Source organism: Clostridium acetobutylicum ATCC 824 (assembly GCF_000008765.1).
GTDB classification, from domain to species: domain Bacteria; phylum Bacillota; class Clostridia; order Clostridiales; family Clostridiaceae; genus Clostridium_S; species Clostridium_S acetobutylicum.
Map to the genome: position 1 here is coordinate 1,997,622 of NC_003030.1, position 15,027 is coordinate 2,012,648.

General features: G+C 29.2%; 15 protein-coding genes and 1 pseudogene. 4 read left to right on the plus strand and 12 right to left on the minus strand.

Annotated elements, in window-relative coordinates:
* The 7 genes from motA to corA form a co-directional block, all read right to left on the minus strand.
* On the minus strand, positions 1-780 hold the full coding sequence (gene motA, locus CA_RS09570; RefSeq protein WP_010965151.1) for a flagellar motor stator protein MotA: 780 nt from the start codon (positions 778-780) through the stop codon (positions 1-3).
* A gap of 239 nt (positions 781-1,019) precedes the next feature.
* Complete coding sequence (locus CA_RS09575; RefSeq protein WP_010965152.1) at positions 1,020-2,948, minus strand: bifunctional 4-hydroxy-3-methylbut-2-enyl diphosphate reductase/30S ribosomal protein S1; 1,929 nt, start codon at positions 2,946-2,948, stop codon at positions 1,020-1,022.
* Positions 2,949-2,974: 26 nt separating this feature from the next.
* On the minus strand, positions 2,975-3,628 hold the full coding sequence (cmk, locus tag CA_RS09580) for a (d)CMP kinase (protein ID WP_010965153.1): 654 nt from the start codon (positions 3,626-3,628) through the stop codon (positions 2,975-2,977).
* Between the two features lie 206 nt (positions 3,629-3,834).
* Positions 3,835-5,055: an NAD(P)/FAD-dependent oxidoreductase gene (locus tag CA_RS09585; protein ID WP_014518941.1), complete on the minus strand. Its 1,221-nt coding sequence runs from the start codon at positions 5,053-5,055 to the stop codon at positions 3,835-3,837.
* Positions 5,056-5,079: 24 nt separating this feature from the next.
* A complete protein-coding gene (locus tag CA_RS09590; protein WP_010965155.1) occupies positions 5,080-5,961 on the minus strand; it encodes a MurR/RpiR family transcriptional regulator in 882 nt (293 codons plus the stop codon).
* Between the two features lie 146 nt (positions 5,962-6,107).
* Positions 6,108-6,818 (minus strand): pseudouridine synthase, encoded by a 711-nt coding sequence (locus CA_RS09595; protein ID WP_010965156.1) that lies wholly within the window; start codon positions 6,816-6,818, stop codon positions 6,108-6,110.
* 44 nt (positions 6,819-6,862) lie between these two features.
* The gene (corA, locus tag CA_RS09600) at positions 6,863-7,927 is read right to left on the minus strand and encodes a magnesium/cobalt transporter CorA (RefSeq protein WP_010965157.1); all 1,065 of its coding nucleotides are present in this window, start codon (positions 7,925-7,927) and stop codon (positions 6,863-6,865) included.
* 188 nt (positions 7,928-8,115) lie between these two features.
* Here corA and CA_RS09605 point away from each other — a divergent pair, with 188 nt between their 5' ends.
* On the plus strand, positions 8,116-8,616 hold the full coding sequence (locus tag CA_RS09605; protein WP_010965158.1) for a hypothetical protein: 501 nt from the start codon (positions 8,116-8,118) through the stop codon (positions 8,614-8,616).
* 13 nt (positions 8,617-8,629) lie between these two features.
* Positions 8,630-9,148 (plus strand): NUDIX hydrolase, encoded by a 519-nt coding sequence (locus CA_RS09610; protein ID WP_010965159.1) that lies wholly within the window; start codon positions 8,630-8,632, stop codon positions 9,146-9,148.
* Positions 9,149-9,173: 25 nt separating this feature from the next.
* On the opposite strand, the gene CA_RS09615 is transcribed toward CA_RS09610, so the two are convergent.
* From CA_RS09615 to CA_RS09635, 5 genes are read right to left on the minus strand one after another with little or no spacing between them, the layout of a single operon-like run.
* Positions 9,174-9,320 carry a hypothetical protein gene (locus CA_RS09615; protein ID WP_010965160.1) on the minus strand — a complete coding sequence of 49 codons (147 nt, stop codon included), beginning with the start codon at positions 9,318-9,320 and terminating at the stop codon, positions 9,174-9,176.
* Between the two features lie 41 nt (positions 9,321-9,361).
* On the minus strand, positions 9,362-10,099 hold the full coding sequence (locus tag CA_RS09620) for an RNase H family protein (protein WP_010965161.1): 738 nt from the start codon (positions 10,097-10,099) through the stop codon (positions 9,362-9,364).
* Positions 10,100-10,114: 15 nt separating this feature from the next.
* The gene (locus tag CA_RS09625) at positions 10,115-11,485 is read right to left on the minus strand and encodes a vWA domain-containing protein (protein WP_010965162.1); all 1,371 of its coding nucleotides are present in this window, start codon (positions 11,483-11,485) and stop codon (positions 10,115-10,117) included.
* Positions 11,482-12,615 (minus strand): AAA family ATPase, encoded by a 1,134-nt coding sequence (locus tag CA_RS09630; RefSeq protein WP_010965163.1) that lies wholly within the window; start codon positions 12,613-12,615, stop codon positions 11,482-11,484. Before CA_RS09630 ends, CA_RS09625 begins: the two co-directional genes overlap by 4 nt.
* An 11-nt stretch (positions 12,616-12,626) precedes the next feature.
* The gene (locus tag CA_RS09635) at positions 12,627-13,265 is read right to left on the minus strand and encodes a hypothetical protein (protein ID WP_010965164.1); all 639 of its coding nucleotides are present in this window, start codon (positions 13,263-13,265) and stop codon (positions 12,627-12,629) included.
* Between the two features lie 304 nt (positions 13,266-13,569).
* On the opposite strand from CA_RS09635, the gene CA_RS09640 reads away from it, so the two are divergent.
* Entirely contained in the window at positions 13,570-14,556 is a 987-nt protein-coding gene (locus tag CA_RS09640; protein WP_010965165.1) for a sulfide/dihydroorotate dehydrogenase-like FAD/NAD-binding protein, read from the plus strand.
* A gap of 27 nt (positions 14,557-14,583) precedes the next feature.
* Positions 14,584-14,844 (plus strand): annotated as a pseudogene (locus CA_RS09645) (FAD-dependent oxidoreductase); the annotation flags it as partial.
* Positions 14,845-15,027: the final 183 nt, after the last annotated feature.

Below are 15,027 nucleotides of genomic sequence, written 5' to 3' on the forward strand. Positions count from 1 at the left end.
TTATTCTCCTTTGCTTTGAATAGATTGTCTTTGTTTAGGAGATAAGGTTCCAATTAATTTTTTCTCAATACTTTTAGGATTATTTCCAGATTGGATATCTAAAATACCTTCTGTTATAATACGCATTACATTAATTTCTTCAAGCGATTTCCTTTTTAATCTAGAAGCAAAAGGATGACAAATAACATATCCGAAGAAGATTCCATATAGAGTAGCAACAAAGGCTCCTGCTATCATGTGACCAAGTTTTTCAGTATCGTTTAAATTACCAAGAGCACCTATTAGTCCAACAACGGCTCCCAAAACTCCAAGTGTAGGCGCAGCACCTCCTGCAGTTGTAAATATTAAAGCACCTCCACGATGTCTTTCTTCCGTACTCTCAATTTCCATTTCTAAAACTTCAGCTATATGTTGAGGGTCAACGCCGTCAACAACCATTTCTAAGCCAGTTTTTAAAAATTCGTTATCAATAGAGTGAATTTTGCCTTCTAATGATAAAAGACCATTCTTTCTAGTTTCTTGAGCCATATCCACAATTTGATTTATAATTTCAACAGGATCCTCTTTTGATTTTCCTCTCATCAGAGATTTAAAAACCTTTGGGATGTTAGTAAATTCATTTTTAGGAAATGAATTCATTACAGCTGCAGAAGTACCTACGATAATTATTATTGCAGCTGCTGGATTTAAAAGCACAGCAACATTTGCACCTTTTACAATCATTCCTACAACAACAGCTAAAAGTCCTGTAATAATGCCTATTACAAGAAAAATATCCATCCAGTATATCCCCCTTTAAGCATAAAGTAATCGATAATTTCATATAGGCTTATCATATCATATGGAGTATGTAGCCAACAAGACTTTTATCGACATATTTCAACAAAACTATTGGGGTAAAAACTACATATTGGATATCATTACACAATAATGTCTGTGTATATAAATTTTTTCTAAAATAAAAAAGGCAGTTTCTGTTATTTTAAGAAACTGCCTTTAAGCTAAGTAATTATAGTTTTTTATTCTTCAACTTCTCTTATGCTTAAACCTATCTTCTTTTCTTCTGAGCTTACTTCTAATATCTTAGCTTTTATTTCTTCTCCTACATTAAGAGCATCGGATGGTTTTGCTATCCTTTTATGGCTTATTTCAGAAATATGCACCAAACCATCAACTCCTGGCTCAAGTTTTACAAATGCACCAAAATCAGCAAATCTAATTACTTTTCCAAGCACTACAGAACCAACGGGATATTTCTCCTCAACATTGTTCCAAGGATTCTCAGTTAATTTCTTTACACTTAGAGATAATTTTTTGTTTTCTTTATCTACACTTAAAACATATACTTTAATCTTATCTCCTATCTTAAGAACATCAGCAGGCTTTTCAACCCTTCCCCAAGATATTTCGGATACATGAAGAAGTCCATCAACACCTTCAATTTCTACAAAAGCTCCAAAATCAGTTAATCTTTTAACTTCTCCCTCAACAACTTGACCTTCCTCTAATTTGTTCCAAACAGTCTCTTCTACTTTTTCTTTTTCCTTACTTAATAGTGCTCTTCTAGAAGCTACTATCTTTGTTTGTCTTTTCTTAGTTGAATATTCTATAATTGCCACATCAAAGCTTTTTCCTATATATTCTTTTAGATTATCTACATGAAATAATTCTACATGTGAAGCTGGAATAAATATTCTTATTCCCTTATAAGAAGCTATTATTCCGCCTTTTACATCCTCTTTAACAACAACATTTAAAGTTGTTTTATTTTCAAAAGCTTCTTTAATTTCTTTATATCCTTGCTCTCTTTGAAGCTCTTTAACAGATAATACTACATAGTTATCTGCATCCTTTAACTTTATGATTTTCGCTACAATTTTGTCGCCGACTGTAAATAATTCTTTTAAATCTTTTCCATCATCATCTATTTCGCTTTTTGGTATTACTCCATCTCTTTTATAGTTTATATTTAAAAATACCTCTTTTTCAGAAACCTGAATAATTTCTCCCGTTACTGATGCACCTACATATATTTTACCTTCATTTTCAGCTATGAATTTCATTGCATCTGCCATTTCATTATTTGTTTCATTTGAAATTTGATTTTCACTCATTTTACTAATTGCCTCCTCAATAATCCAATCAGGTGTTGAAGCTCCAGCCGTTACACCTATTACACAATTTTTATTTTTTAATATATTCTCAGGTATTTCTCCTGAATTTTCTACATGAATAGTTTCATTACAATTAGACTTACATATCTCGTACAGCTTAGTTGTATTTGAACTTTGTTTTCCTCCAATAACAACCATGAAGTCCACTTTATTTGAAAGATCCTTTGCAATTTTTTGTCTCTCTGATGTAGCATTACATATTGTATTAAAAGATATAACTTCAATTGCTCTATTCTTAACTTCCTTTAAAACCTTTTCCCAGTTTTCAAGTTTTTCCGTAGTTTGAGAAACAATGCAAACCTTTGATTCAGATGTAATATTCTCTAAATTTTCTCCTTGCTTTGAAATTATAGCTTTATTATCACACCAACCATTAATGCCAATAACCTCAGGGTGATATTTATCACCTACAATTACTATATCGTATCCAAGTTCATTATATTTTTTTACTTTTTCCTGAATTTTAGTTACAAATGGACAAGTGGCATTAATTACTGTAAGTCCTTTAGATAAAAGTATTTTGTATATTTCTTCAGAAATTCCATGAGATCTTATTAATATAACATCGTTTTCCTTTAGATTATCTATATCTTCAATTCCAATAGGATATACATTATTATCCTTAAGTTTATCAACTACATCATTATTATGAATTAATTCTCCCAAAGTATAAATTTTTTTATTATATTCTTTTTGAGTTAAAAGTGCCATATCAACAGCTCTCTTAACCCCAAAGCAGAAACCCGCTTTTTCAGCAAGCATAACCTTTCTCATTTATAGACTTAACCACCTTAGCTTTTCTATATTTTTTTACTTATATACTGAACAATATAATCTACAACTTCTTCTATACACATATTAGAGGAATCGATTTCTACAGCATCATAGGCCTTTGTCAAAGGATTTACTTCTCTGTTTGAATCAATATAATCTCTTCTTATTATATCATTTAATATATCATCATAACATACCTTTATATTCTTTGCTGACAATTCCTTGTATCTTCTTTTTGCTCTTTCTTCAGGTGTAGCTGTTAAATAAAATTTAAAAGGTGCGTCGTTTAAAACAACTGTTCCTATATCCCTTCCATCCATAACAACATCATATCTTCCAGCCATCTTTTTTTGTAAATATACAAGTTTTTCCCTTACTTCGAGTACAGAAGCATAATCTGACACATTTTGGCTAGTTTTTGGTAAGAGTATTTCTTCACTCACATCTTCACCATTAACTATTAACTTGTCATTTTCAAAATGCATAGAAAGCGATTCAATAAGATCACATAACTTTTTTACATCATTTGCTCTTATATTTTGTCTCATAGCCATTAAAGTAACTGCTCTGTACATAGCACCTGTATTAATATACATAAGCCTAAACTTTTTAGCAACCAGCTTAGCTATAGTGCTTTTTCCTGCACCGGCAGGTCCATCTATTGCTATATTTAATCTCAATTTAATTCCGCCTTTCTTTTAGCTGCAAGATATTATAAAATAATTATTAATTGTTGAAATACCATTAATAATATTCTATACAAACCAAAAAAATCCTTTATTTTTTTCTACAAAATATATTTTTTTATGTTTTTTCTTGCATATTTTACATTGTCACTGTAAAAGTTTTCTTGAAGTCTGTCAATTTACATATTATAATTCATTAATTAATCTCCAATATTTCTACCAGCTTCATGAGCTGTTGACATTGCTATTTGTAAATTAAACCCTCCTGTATAAGCATCCACATCCACTATTTCTCCGCAAAAATAAAGATTACTTACCTTCTTTGATTTTAAAGTAGAAGGGTCTATTTCCTTAACATCCACTCCACCAGCAGTTATAATAGCTTCTGTAATAGGTCTAAGTCCTTTTATTGTTATAGTGAATTCTTTTATAAGATTTACTATCTTTTTTCTCTCTTCCTTAGTAATTAAATTCACTTTTTTATCTTCTTCTATTTTAGATAATTTTATAATTACTGGTATTAATTTTTGAGGCAATAAATCATCTAGTGCATTTTTAAAATCTTTATTTATATACTTCATAAAATCCTTCTGAATACGTTTATCCAGTTCTTTTTCATCAAGAGCTGGTTTCAAATCTATAACAGCTTTAAGGTCATTATTATAATTCACAACTCTACTTGCACTTAAAACTATTGGACCTGAGATACCATAATGAGTAAAAAGCATTTCACCAAAATTATCATACAAAACTTTCTTTCCTTTTTTTATATATAATGATACATTTTTAAGTGAAAGACCTTGAAGATCACTTATAAAGCTTTCTCTAATTTCTATTGGAACAAGTGATGGTCTAGGTTCAACTATGTTATGTCCCATATCTCTTGCAAAATTATACCCATCACCTGTTGAACCCGTCTGTGGGTATGATTTTCCACCTGTACACAGAATAAAGAAATCTCCTTTGAAACATTCATTATTACTTGTAGTAACACTTTTTATTACACCATTTTCCAATTTTATACTTACTACCCTTGAATTTAAAATCACTTTTACATTTCTCTTTTTTAGTTCTCTTTCTAATGCCAATATTATATCAGAAGATTTATCTGATTTAGGAAAAACTCTTCCTCCACGTTCAACCTTTAATTTCACACCTAGTCCTTCTATAAAATCCATTAAATCATTATTAGTAAAAGAATATAATGAACTATATAAAAAATACGGATTACCAGGTATATTTTCAAAAAACTCATCAATAGATATAGAGTTGGTTATATTACACCTTCCCTTTCCAGTTATAAAAAGTTTTTTACCAAGTTTCTCATTCCGCTCTATTAGAATAACCTCATGTTTTTTTGCTGCTGTTATGGCTGCCATCATGCCAGCAGCTCCTCCTCCTACTACAATAACCTTTGACACTAAATCACCTCTAAAGACTTAAATTTAAAATTTATCATCAGTACTTCTAGACGAATAAACTTTATATCGTTTCCAAATATTTTCTAAGTCAGTAAACACATTAGAAATTCTATCTTTTTCTCTAAGACCAACTGAGACAATAAGAGCATTTATAACACTTAAAGGAGCCACAAGAGAATCAACAAAGGATGCCATATTACTTTGAGCTATAAGAGTATAGTCAGCCTCTGTAGCTAATGGTGATAGAAGACTATCTGTAAGTGCAACTACCTTAGTTTTTCTAGATTTAGCGAAGCTTAAAGCTTCTATAGTTCTTGATGCATATCTTGGAAAACCTATGCCTATAAGCAAATCATCAGAAGTTATATTTATTATTTGTTCAAAAATATCGCTTATTTTGTAACTTACAACATATACATTATCTAATATTAAATTCAAATAAAAGCCTAAAAATTCAGCAAGTGCTGTAGAACTTCTAAGACCAATTATGTATATTCTTTTAGCAGAAAATATACTATTTACAACGTCATCAAAAACATTATGATTTATTTTTTCAAGAGTAACGCGTATATTCTCTATATCAGCTTTAAGTACTCCTTTTAAAGAACTCTCCTCAGCTATAAATGTGTTGGATAATTCTATTCTCTGTACTGTAGTAAGCTTATTTTTTATGAGTTCATGCAGTGCTTTTTGAAGTTTGGGATACCCACTAAATCCAAGTTCATTAGCAAATCTAACTACTGTAGATTCGCTTACACCTACACTTACACCTAGTCTTGCAGCAGTCATAAATGCTGCTTTATCATAATGCTTAAGTATATACTCAGCTATTAATTTTTGTCCTTTACTTAATCTTGGAAACTTAATTTGTATAATTCTCATCAAGTCGTATTTCTCGTCTTCCACTAATACCAATCCCTTCTAGGATTACAATTATGATTGCAACCATAAAATAAATATGAATTTTTTATTTCATTTTAGCATTTAATAAAAGTTTATTCAAGATTTTATTTATTTAATATAAAAAGGCAATAAAATCTCGAACATCATAATTATAAACTTCTTAAATATTCTATCTCTTCTTTATTTAACATTCTTACATTTCCCTCTTTTAAGTCACCTAATTTTATATTTCCAATAGAAATTCTTTTAAGTTCCTCAACAGGAAAACCTACTGCAGCACACATTCTTCTTACCTGCCTTTTTTTGCCTTCATGTATAACTATCTTTAATATAGAATTTTTTCCGTCAAAGGATACCACGGAAACTTCAGCTTCCTTGGTTATATATCCACCTATATCTATTCCCTTTCTTAAGGCATCTAAATGTTTAAATTGAGGTTTACCCTTAACTGTTGCAAGATAACACTTATTTACATTTTGTCTAGGATGCATTATCCTATTAAATATTTCTCCATCATTGGTTACAATTAAAAGACCTGTTGTATTAAAATCAAGTCTACCTACCGGAAACACTCTTTCCTTGAAATTCAAAAGATCTATAACAGTTTTCCTTCCTCTGTAATCACTAGCCGCTGTTAAATATCCTTTAGGCTTATTCAAAATTGCATAAACCTTTTTATCCTCTAATTTAATTTCCTTATTATCTAATTCAATTGTATCTTTTTTATAATCAACCTTAAAACCTAATTCTGTCACAATAGTACCATTTACTTTTACTCTTCCATCCTGAATCATTTTTTCACATTTTCTTCTAGATGCTACTCCACATTCAGCCATATATTTTTGCAATCTTTCTTCCATATTAAATCACCTGTTATCTATTACTATTCTTTATTTATATATATTTAAAGCCATTTTTTCTTTCTAAAATACATTAACATAAATGCAGATAGTGATATCATAATCACCCAAAGAACAGCATATCCATATCTGAATTTAAGTTCTGGCATATAATCGAAGTTCATACCATATACACCAACAAGAAAAGAAAGTGGTATAAATATTGTTGAAAAAATAGTCAAAAATTTCATTATTTCATTCATTTTGTTACTAGCACTCGATAAGTATGTATCAAGAAGTCCCGCTATCATATCTCTAAAGAGCTCTATTGTATCTATTACCTGCACAGTATGGTCATAAACATCTTTAAAATAAATACTTATATCGCTTCCTATAATTTCAACTTCTCCTCTTTGAAGCGTATTTATTATTTCTCTTAAAGGCCAAACTGCTTTCCATAAAAATATCATTTGTCTTTTAAGATTATATACTTCATTAAATAAATTATTTGTGGCAGTTGTCATAAGAGACTCTTCAAAATTTTCAATTTTATCTTCAACCTTTTCTAAAATCACAAAATAATTATCAACTATAGAATCAATTAACGCATATGTAAGATATCCAACCCCTGTTTTTCTTATTTTACTTTTAGTATTTCTAATTCTGTCTCTTAAATTTCCAAAAACATCTCCATCCTTGCCTTCTTCTTGAAAAGTAATAATAAGATTTTCCATACATATTATACTAACCTGCTCAACTACAAGTTTATCTTCCCTAAAATATATCATTTTTAAAACAATAAAAATATATTTTTCGAACTCTTCTATTTTAGGTCTTTGATTAGTATTTAGTATATCCTCCATTATAAGTGAATGGACTCCAAAATACTTTCCAACCTTTTCATATAAATCTATATCTTCAAGTCCGTTTATATTTATCCATGTCATATTATCTGTATCTCTGTATTTTAAGCACTCATCAATACTATGAACATCCTTTTCCTCAAAATAATCATCCTTATAATCAATAATATGTATTTCTGTTTTTTTTCCTGTAGAATTTCCTACATGTATCAAACTGCCTGGCTTTAATCCCTTCTTTTTAGATACTCCTTTTGTATATCTAGACATATTAAATCACCTAACTGTAAATTATTTTATTTATATAATTTTTTTCTATGTTCTTATAATTTCCACTTTACCGTGAAACCTTATAAGTTATCAATTATTTTCTACAATTTATATTAACACATAGATAAACTACTTAAAAGTGCAGTATAATAAAAATACATCAAAAGTACAAATAGGAGATGATCATTATGAAAAAATCTAACGTATTTTTAGGAGGGCTTTTAGTTTTAATAGGAATATTAGCTATTCTTCACCAATTTAGTTATTTAGGCTTTATCTCATCGAGATCTATGGTAGGATTTTTATTATTAATAATAGGAGTGGCTTTTGATTTAAGCTATTTTATTGGCAAAAAAAATTCTAGTAACCTTATAGCTGGTGGTATATTATTAACCCTTGGAATATTCTATATTGGTAAATCATATTTTTATTTATATGCTCTATCTGCTGTCACTTGGCAAATATACACTTTTTCTATAGCAGTTGGATTATATCAGGCCTATATATTTGCAAATAAAGACAAAGGGACTCTTATTGCAGCTACTATTCTTACAGTGGTATCAATCTTTTCAGCAGTTTCAAATATATTTAGAATAATGATGCCTATATGGTTTAATAGAAGTTTTATATTTCCAATAATTTTAATATTAGCTGGTATCTATATATTATTTAAAAACTTCAGAAATTGAGGAGATGCGTAAAATGACTGGTGATAAATTAGTTTATGATGGTTGGCTTAAAGTCTACAAAAGAGATGTGAATGGAAGAACCTATGATATACTTAAAAATTACGATGCAGTATCAGCTTTCATAACAAATGAATTTGATGATGTATTGATGGTAAAACAGTTTAGAGCCGCTATAATGGATGAAACCCTTGAAATACCAGCTGGTTGCCTTGATATTGCAGGTGAGTCTCCTGAAGACTGTCTTATTCGTGAAATAAAAGAAGAAACCAATTTAAAAATAGACAAAATAAATTTGAAAAAAATAATATCCTACAAACCAACATTAGGTTTCAGTACAAGTGTATTGCATCTTTATCATGCAAAAATAAAGAAGTCCGACTTGATTTCTAATAAAGTTAATGATGAGGATGTAAATGAAGTGCTATGGGTAGATAAGAATACTTTTATAGAATATATAAAAAACGGCAAAATTTCCGATGGAAAAACCATAATAAGTTATTTATATCTTAGGTGTATGAAAGCAGGACTTTAATTAAACGTCCTGCTTTTTTATTAAACTAAACTTTATCATTAAAGAAATCCTTCTGAGTATAAGTCATATTTTTCTTTTCAACCTTACTTTCAGCTGCTCTATTAAAAGCTTTATCTGCTTTTACTTCTTTAGTTGCTGTATCGTTTTTCTTAATATTATTTCTTCTACTCATTTTATCCTCCTTAATAAAAAGTTCATTAAGGTTATTATGTGTTAATTTTTTTTGTATATACAAAAAAGCTTTTCTAAATCACTTTTATAATCCTCTCTTTTTATGTCATGATATGCTGGTGAAAGTTTCTTTTTAGACGTATTATAAACATGAAGATTTCCTACCTTAGACTCATTAATCCATATTTCTATCATTCCATCACAAGAATTAAATACACCTTTAAAAATGCTATTATATCCTCTATCATTTAGAAAATTCACAAAATTCTCGCAAAAATCCTTTAATTCTTCAAAATACGAATCAGAAGCGTTTGGTGGCGTAAGTTTATTTATTACATCTTTTCTATTATCTAAAGGATATTCTTCTTCAAGCGTTCCCTTCTTTGCAAGTACATCTGCAGCATCATTCCACTTTATACCTGTATGACTTTTTACCTTAACCCAATTTATATCAATTGTGCACTTCTCTATAAATTCTTTGAATTCCTGAGTTAAAGGTTTATTTGCCGTATAGTCTCCTTTAGCCCATTTTTCTATATTTTCAAAATCGTAATATACAGTTACACTATGAATATTATTTTCATCACACCAAGTAAGAGCATGTTCCACTGCCTTTATTTCTCCACCAACCTGTCTAGATCCTGTTGCATAAGTTTCGCAAACTCTACCATAGATCTTCTTTATACACTCACCATTCTTTAAAATAACAGCTCCGTATCCAACTTTGTCATCTAAATATGAACCATCAGAATATATTTTAAAATTGTCCAACCGCCTCACATACCTTTCAAAATCCTATTTAGCCCATTCGTTGTTTACCCATTCTCCTCTGTTAAATAGTATATCTTTATAAGGCTCTAAAGTTTCAACCACTTCATTTTTTAGTTTTTTTACTTCTCCGCATTTTTTAACCAATGATAAATCACCCTTAGCACCGGTAAGAACCCACATCAGCTTTTTAACCTTAGGTCTAAAGACTAACTCCTGTTCTCCCATACCATCAGTGAAATATATTAAAAAACAATCCTCCATTCTGTTCTTATGAAGATATTCAAAAACAGGTGAAAAACTTGTTCCTCCTTTGGTATCTAGCTTTTTTTTCATGTCCCTTGGTTTACTTACCCTATACATTCTTCTAACAATATTATCACATTCTATTATTGTGAGCTCATAATTTTTATTTTTTAATATATCGAATATTTCAGTCATCGCAGCATCTATTTCAGCATCTGTCATACTTCCACTTATATCAATAGCAACAACTATTTTAATTATATGGTCTGACAGTTTTCCTCTTAAATCCATTCTATAGGGCTGACGTCTATCTTTTCTTGTTATTGTTTTTTTATATCCCTTTGGTAGAGTACCAATAGCTTTTTTTAAATACATTTGCCAGGATATTTCAGCTTTTTTATTCATATCATCAAGATATTCTTGAACTCTTTTAGGAATTCTTCCCTTTGCTGAATTTCTTATAATTTTATTTTTTAGCTCATCTATTTGGTTTTCATAACCTCTGTTATATGATTCACTCCAAGTTTTATGAATATTCATTTCATCAAAATTTTTATATATCTTACTACTTCCTTTAACTCCATTTATCTTATCTTTCTTTTTTTTATTTATATTTTCCTGTATAACTTTTACATAATACTCAAGCGGTTTGTCATATTTAAGTTCCGTTATATTATACTCCAATTTAACATTTTCTATATTTAAAGACCAAGGTGGAAGCGAATTGATATATTGATTTATTGATACATCCATACCTGTATTTATGGCAAGACTGCTATATTTTTTGCTAAGCTTTTCGGCTCTTTTTATATGGTTATACATTATATGATAAATTTCATGTTTTATAAGAGCCTTCATTTCACTTATAGAACAGTTTAAAAATATATGAGGGTTAAAATACATTGTAAAGTATGATAGTGATGCTTTAGTTTCACAGGCAGATGCAATATCTTCCCTTATATCTCTTTTTATTTGTATCAAAAATAGAGCAAAAAAATTATCTTCTCCATTCATTAGATCGAAATTTATTTCTTCAATAAATCTTAAAAACTTTTTTCTAAATTCTTCTGTGAATTTGCTATCCTCTGTTTCATTAAGTTCTCTCAAAAGATCTTTTCTTACATCATCTATAGTAGTATTCAATTTAATCAATCCTCTATTCCTTCATACATGAGAAAAAAGTTCTCTAAAAAGCTAGTATTCTCCAAAAACTCCTTGTACAATTTTTTTGAAGAATCACTCTTTATATTCTGCATTATTCCAAGCTTAAGATCATTTGGATAAAGGCTTAAAAATTCAGAAAAAATCTCCACCTCTCTACTTCTATCCTCTTTATTTTCAAGATAAAATAAAATATTTTTAGCTGATAGAAATAATCTAGAATGACTTTCTTTTCTTATCCTATCCTTTATATCTTCACTTATACAATCATTTGCAAATATATCTTCAGGTGTTAAAAGAGGGCTCTTACTTTCATCTATATAATTTATAAAATCTTGAGCTATTGAAGTACCTACATTTCCACGAATGAGATTATAAAATATATTTCTAGATACCTTTGTTTTCTTTTTAATATAAGCCTTATAGATATTAGAAACTCTCTCCCAACTTCTTGGAGTTGCCTTTATTGATTCCTTTGAATTAGGTGTACTCAAATACTCAGGAAAACTAGCTATAAATCCAAGTATATCCTCATGAATTCTACTTTCACCGTTTATTCTTTCATGTCCCCACTCAATCCAATTATTAACATCTGATTCAAGATAAATCCATACAAATCTATCTTCTTGAGCTGGATCCATATCATTTACTTGATAATCACTTTCTTCAAATTCATCATATTTACTAGACGGATTCATAGCCGCAATAACAGTAATATTGTCCTTTAATTTATATCCATTTATTTCTCTATTTAAAATTATATTCATTATTTCTTGTTGAACACTATGCTCGCATCTATTTATTTCATCTATGAAAAGAAGTACTTTTTGGTTTGGATTATTTTTTAAGATCTCATCTATTTTAATAAACTTATAATAAGCAGCATATACCGTTTTTTTAATTAGTGATTTTTCATCTCCATAGTCTTGAACTACAGGAAGTCCACCAATTTCTCCTTCTTTTAATAAGTTACCATCTATATTAATGTAATAATACTCTTCATCTTTGGAAAGCTTTTTTACTAATGAAGTTTTACCAATTCCACTTTCCCCAACCAAAAGAGGTACTGCTTTAGATTCTAGAACAAGTTTTATTCCTTCCAATGCTTCTTTAAAATTCATATTAGCACTCCTTACATTGACAATTTATAATCTACCGTGTACATTTTTGCTTTTTTACTTCCATACTTATGTATAAATTTTATTTTATCTATATTTATTGCTGAAGTTTCCAAGAAATCTACTATATATTCTCTGTTAATTTCATCACTCGCCAATTTATCGCATAAAATACTTTTCAATATATCTTGATTTTCAAATTTTATATATTTTAAAACTCTTACATTGCTTTTTACAAGTTCAATTTTCTCTTCTTCACTCATGTTTCCTATATACATAACTGCTTCTTCATTTTTTTTCGCTGCAATTCTCTTTATCTCAAAAGGAGCATTATCCATGTACTTTATTGCTTCCCAATTTAACTCTACTGCCTTCATCATTACCTTATAAGATGGTTTTTTTATGTATCTAATAGAATCCCAATTAGTTTTTAAAGCTTCAATTTGTATATCTTCACTTGGATTTTCAATATATTGAATCGCCCACCCTTTAGCTTTAACAGCACTTTCAATCACATTTTTTGTTGGATTATTTATAAGTTTTAATGTATTCCAAGCCTTCTTAACACATAAAATACATAATTCTTCACTAGGACTATCTATCTTTTCTATAAGCCAAGGATTTTTTTGTATATCATTAACATCGTACTTCATAACTTTTTTTAGTCAGTGCTATTTTAAGATCACTTACTAAACTAAACCTCCTTAAAATAATTAAATATTTCGCACATTATCATCTTAATAATGATTATTTGTTGATAATAGTAATTATATCATATATTTTTTTCACTTCAAGTATATAACTAGCAAAAAAGGATTCTTATACCCTTCCCTCATATTATTTTATACTAAACTCTTCTGATTTTAAAGATACATTTAGTGTAACAATTATTTCAATCCATAAATATGTTAATATTGAGACTTGTTGATATTCTCACATACACTGGAGGTGCTTATATTGAATTATGAAATTATAGACTGTATCGACAGCGGAACAGAATACTGTCCATGTCATCTTGCTGAATCAGGAAACTGTATACTTTGTTCTCAGCTTAACGGGAAGGATTTCTGTGACTGCGTCAATTGGAAAGGTGTTTGCATATATCAGGAATATACCTGGAACCACAATAAAGCCAAAAAGGAAAGGAGTGAGTGTATTTGTAAAATAATAAAAAGAGAAGAAATTGACAATAATTTAATTGTACTTACAATTTTCATAAGAAAAAAACTAGCAGAGGACTTACTGTATCCTGGAAGCTACGTTTTTTTAAGACCTACTAAAAGCTCAAGATATTACAGCTCTCCAATTTCTATTATGGAAGCCTCCTCTGACGAAAATATAATAAAAGTTATAATTGAGGTCAAAGGAATAAAAACAAAAAGCATAAATGAATTAAAAGAAAAAGATGACATAGTATTAAAAGGACCTTACTGGAATGGTGTTTTAGGATTAAAAAATATACATTCAGCTAAAGAAGGTATTTCTCTCATAATAGCTAGAGGGATTGGTGAGGCTCCTATAGTACCTATAATGAAGAAACTATATTCTAATGGAAATAAGGTAGTAGTCATTGCCGATAGAGGTAAATTTAAAGCTAATCTCATAGATAAATATCTTGAAGAATTCAGTTCAGAAACCTATAATTTCAATACTCTTAACAAAGATGGAGAGCTTCCTGAAGATTTTAAAGATTTCTTGTTGAATTTTATTAGATATAATAAGGTAAATTTAATTCACATTTCTGGCCCCAATATACTAACAAGCAAAATCCTAGATGTTGTAGATGAAGATATTAAAATATCATGTTCTAACAATGCAAAAATGTGCTGTGGCGAGGGTATTTGTGGAGCATGTAGTAATATTTATGATGACGATAAAATGAAAAGAATGTGTAAGGTTCAAATAGATCCAAGATATCTTTTTAAGGGACTTAGAAGTATTTAATTAATAATTATTTGGAGGTAATTTTTAATGAAAGTTATAATTATAGGTGCTGGCTGGGCTGGAGCTGCTGCTGCTATAACTGCAAAAAAGGCTGGAGCAGATGTTATAGTTTATGAAAAAACCGATATGATTTTGGGCTTGGGAAATGTTGGAGGACTCATGCGAAATAACGGCCGTTACACTGCAGCCGAAGAATTAATTGCACTTGGAGCTGGAGATCTTATTAATATAACAGATGCCAATACAAGGCATAAGAATATTGATTTTCCTGGTCATAAACATGCTTGGTTTAATATATTGCTACATTAATTATTATAACATTATAATTACATATCATTATTACTTATTTATTAATAAAGCATATAAAATAGCATTTGGTATAATCCAAATGCTAAATGTTTAACTAATTTGTACCACTGTTTTCCGTTGTAGTTGTTGTATTTGAAGTAGTATCTGTGCTGTCCGTATTTT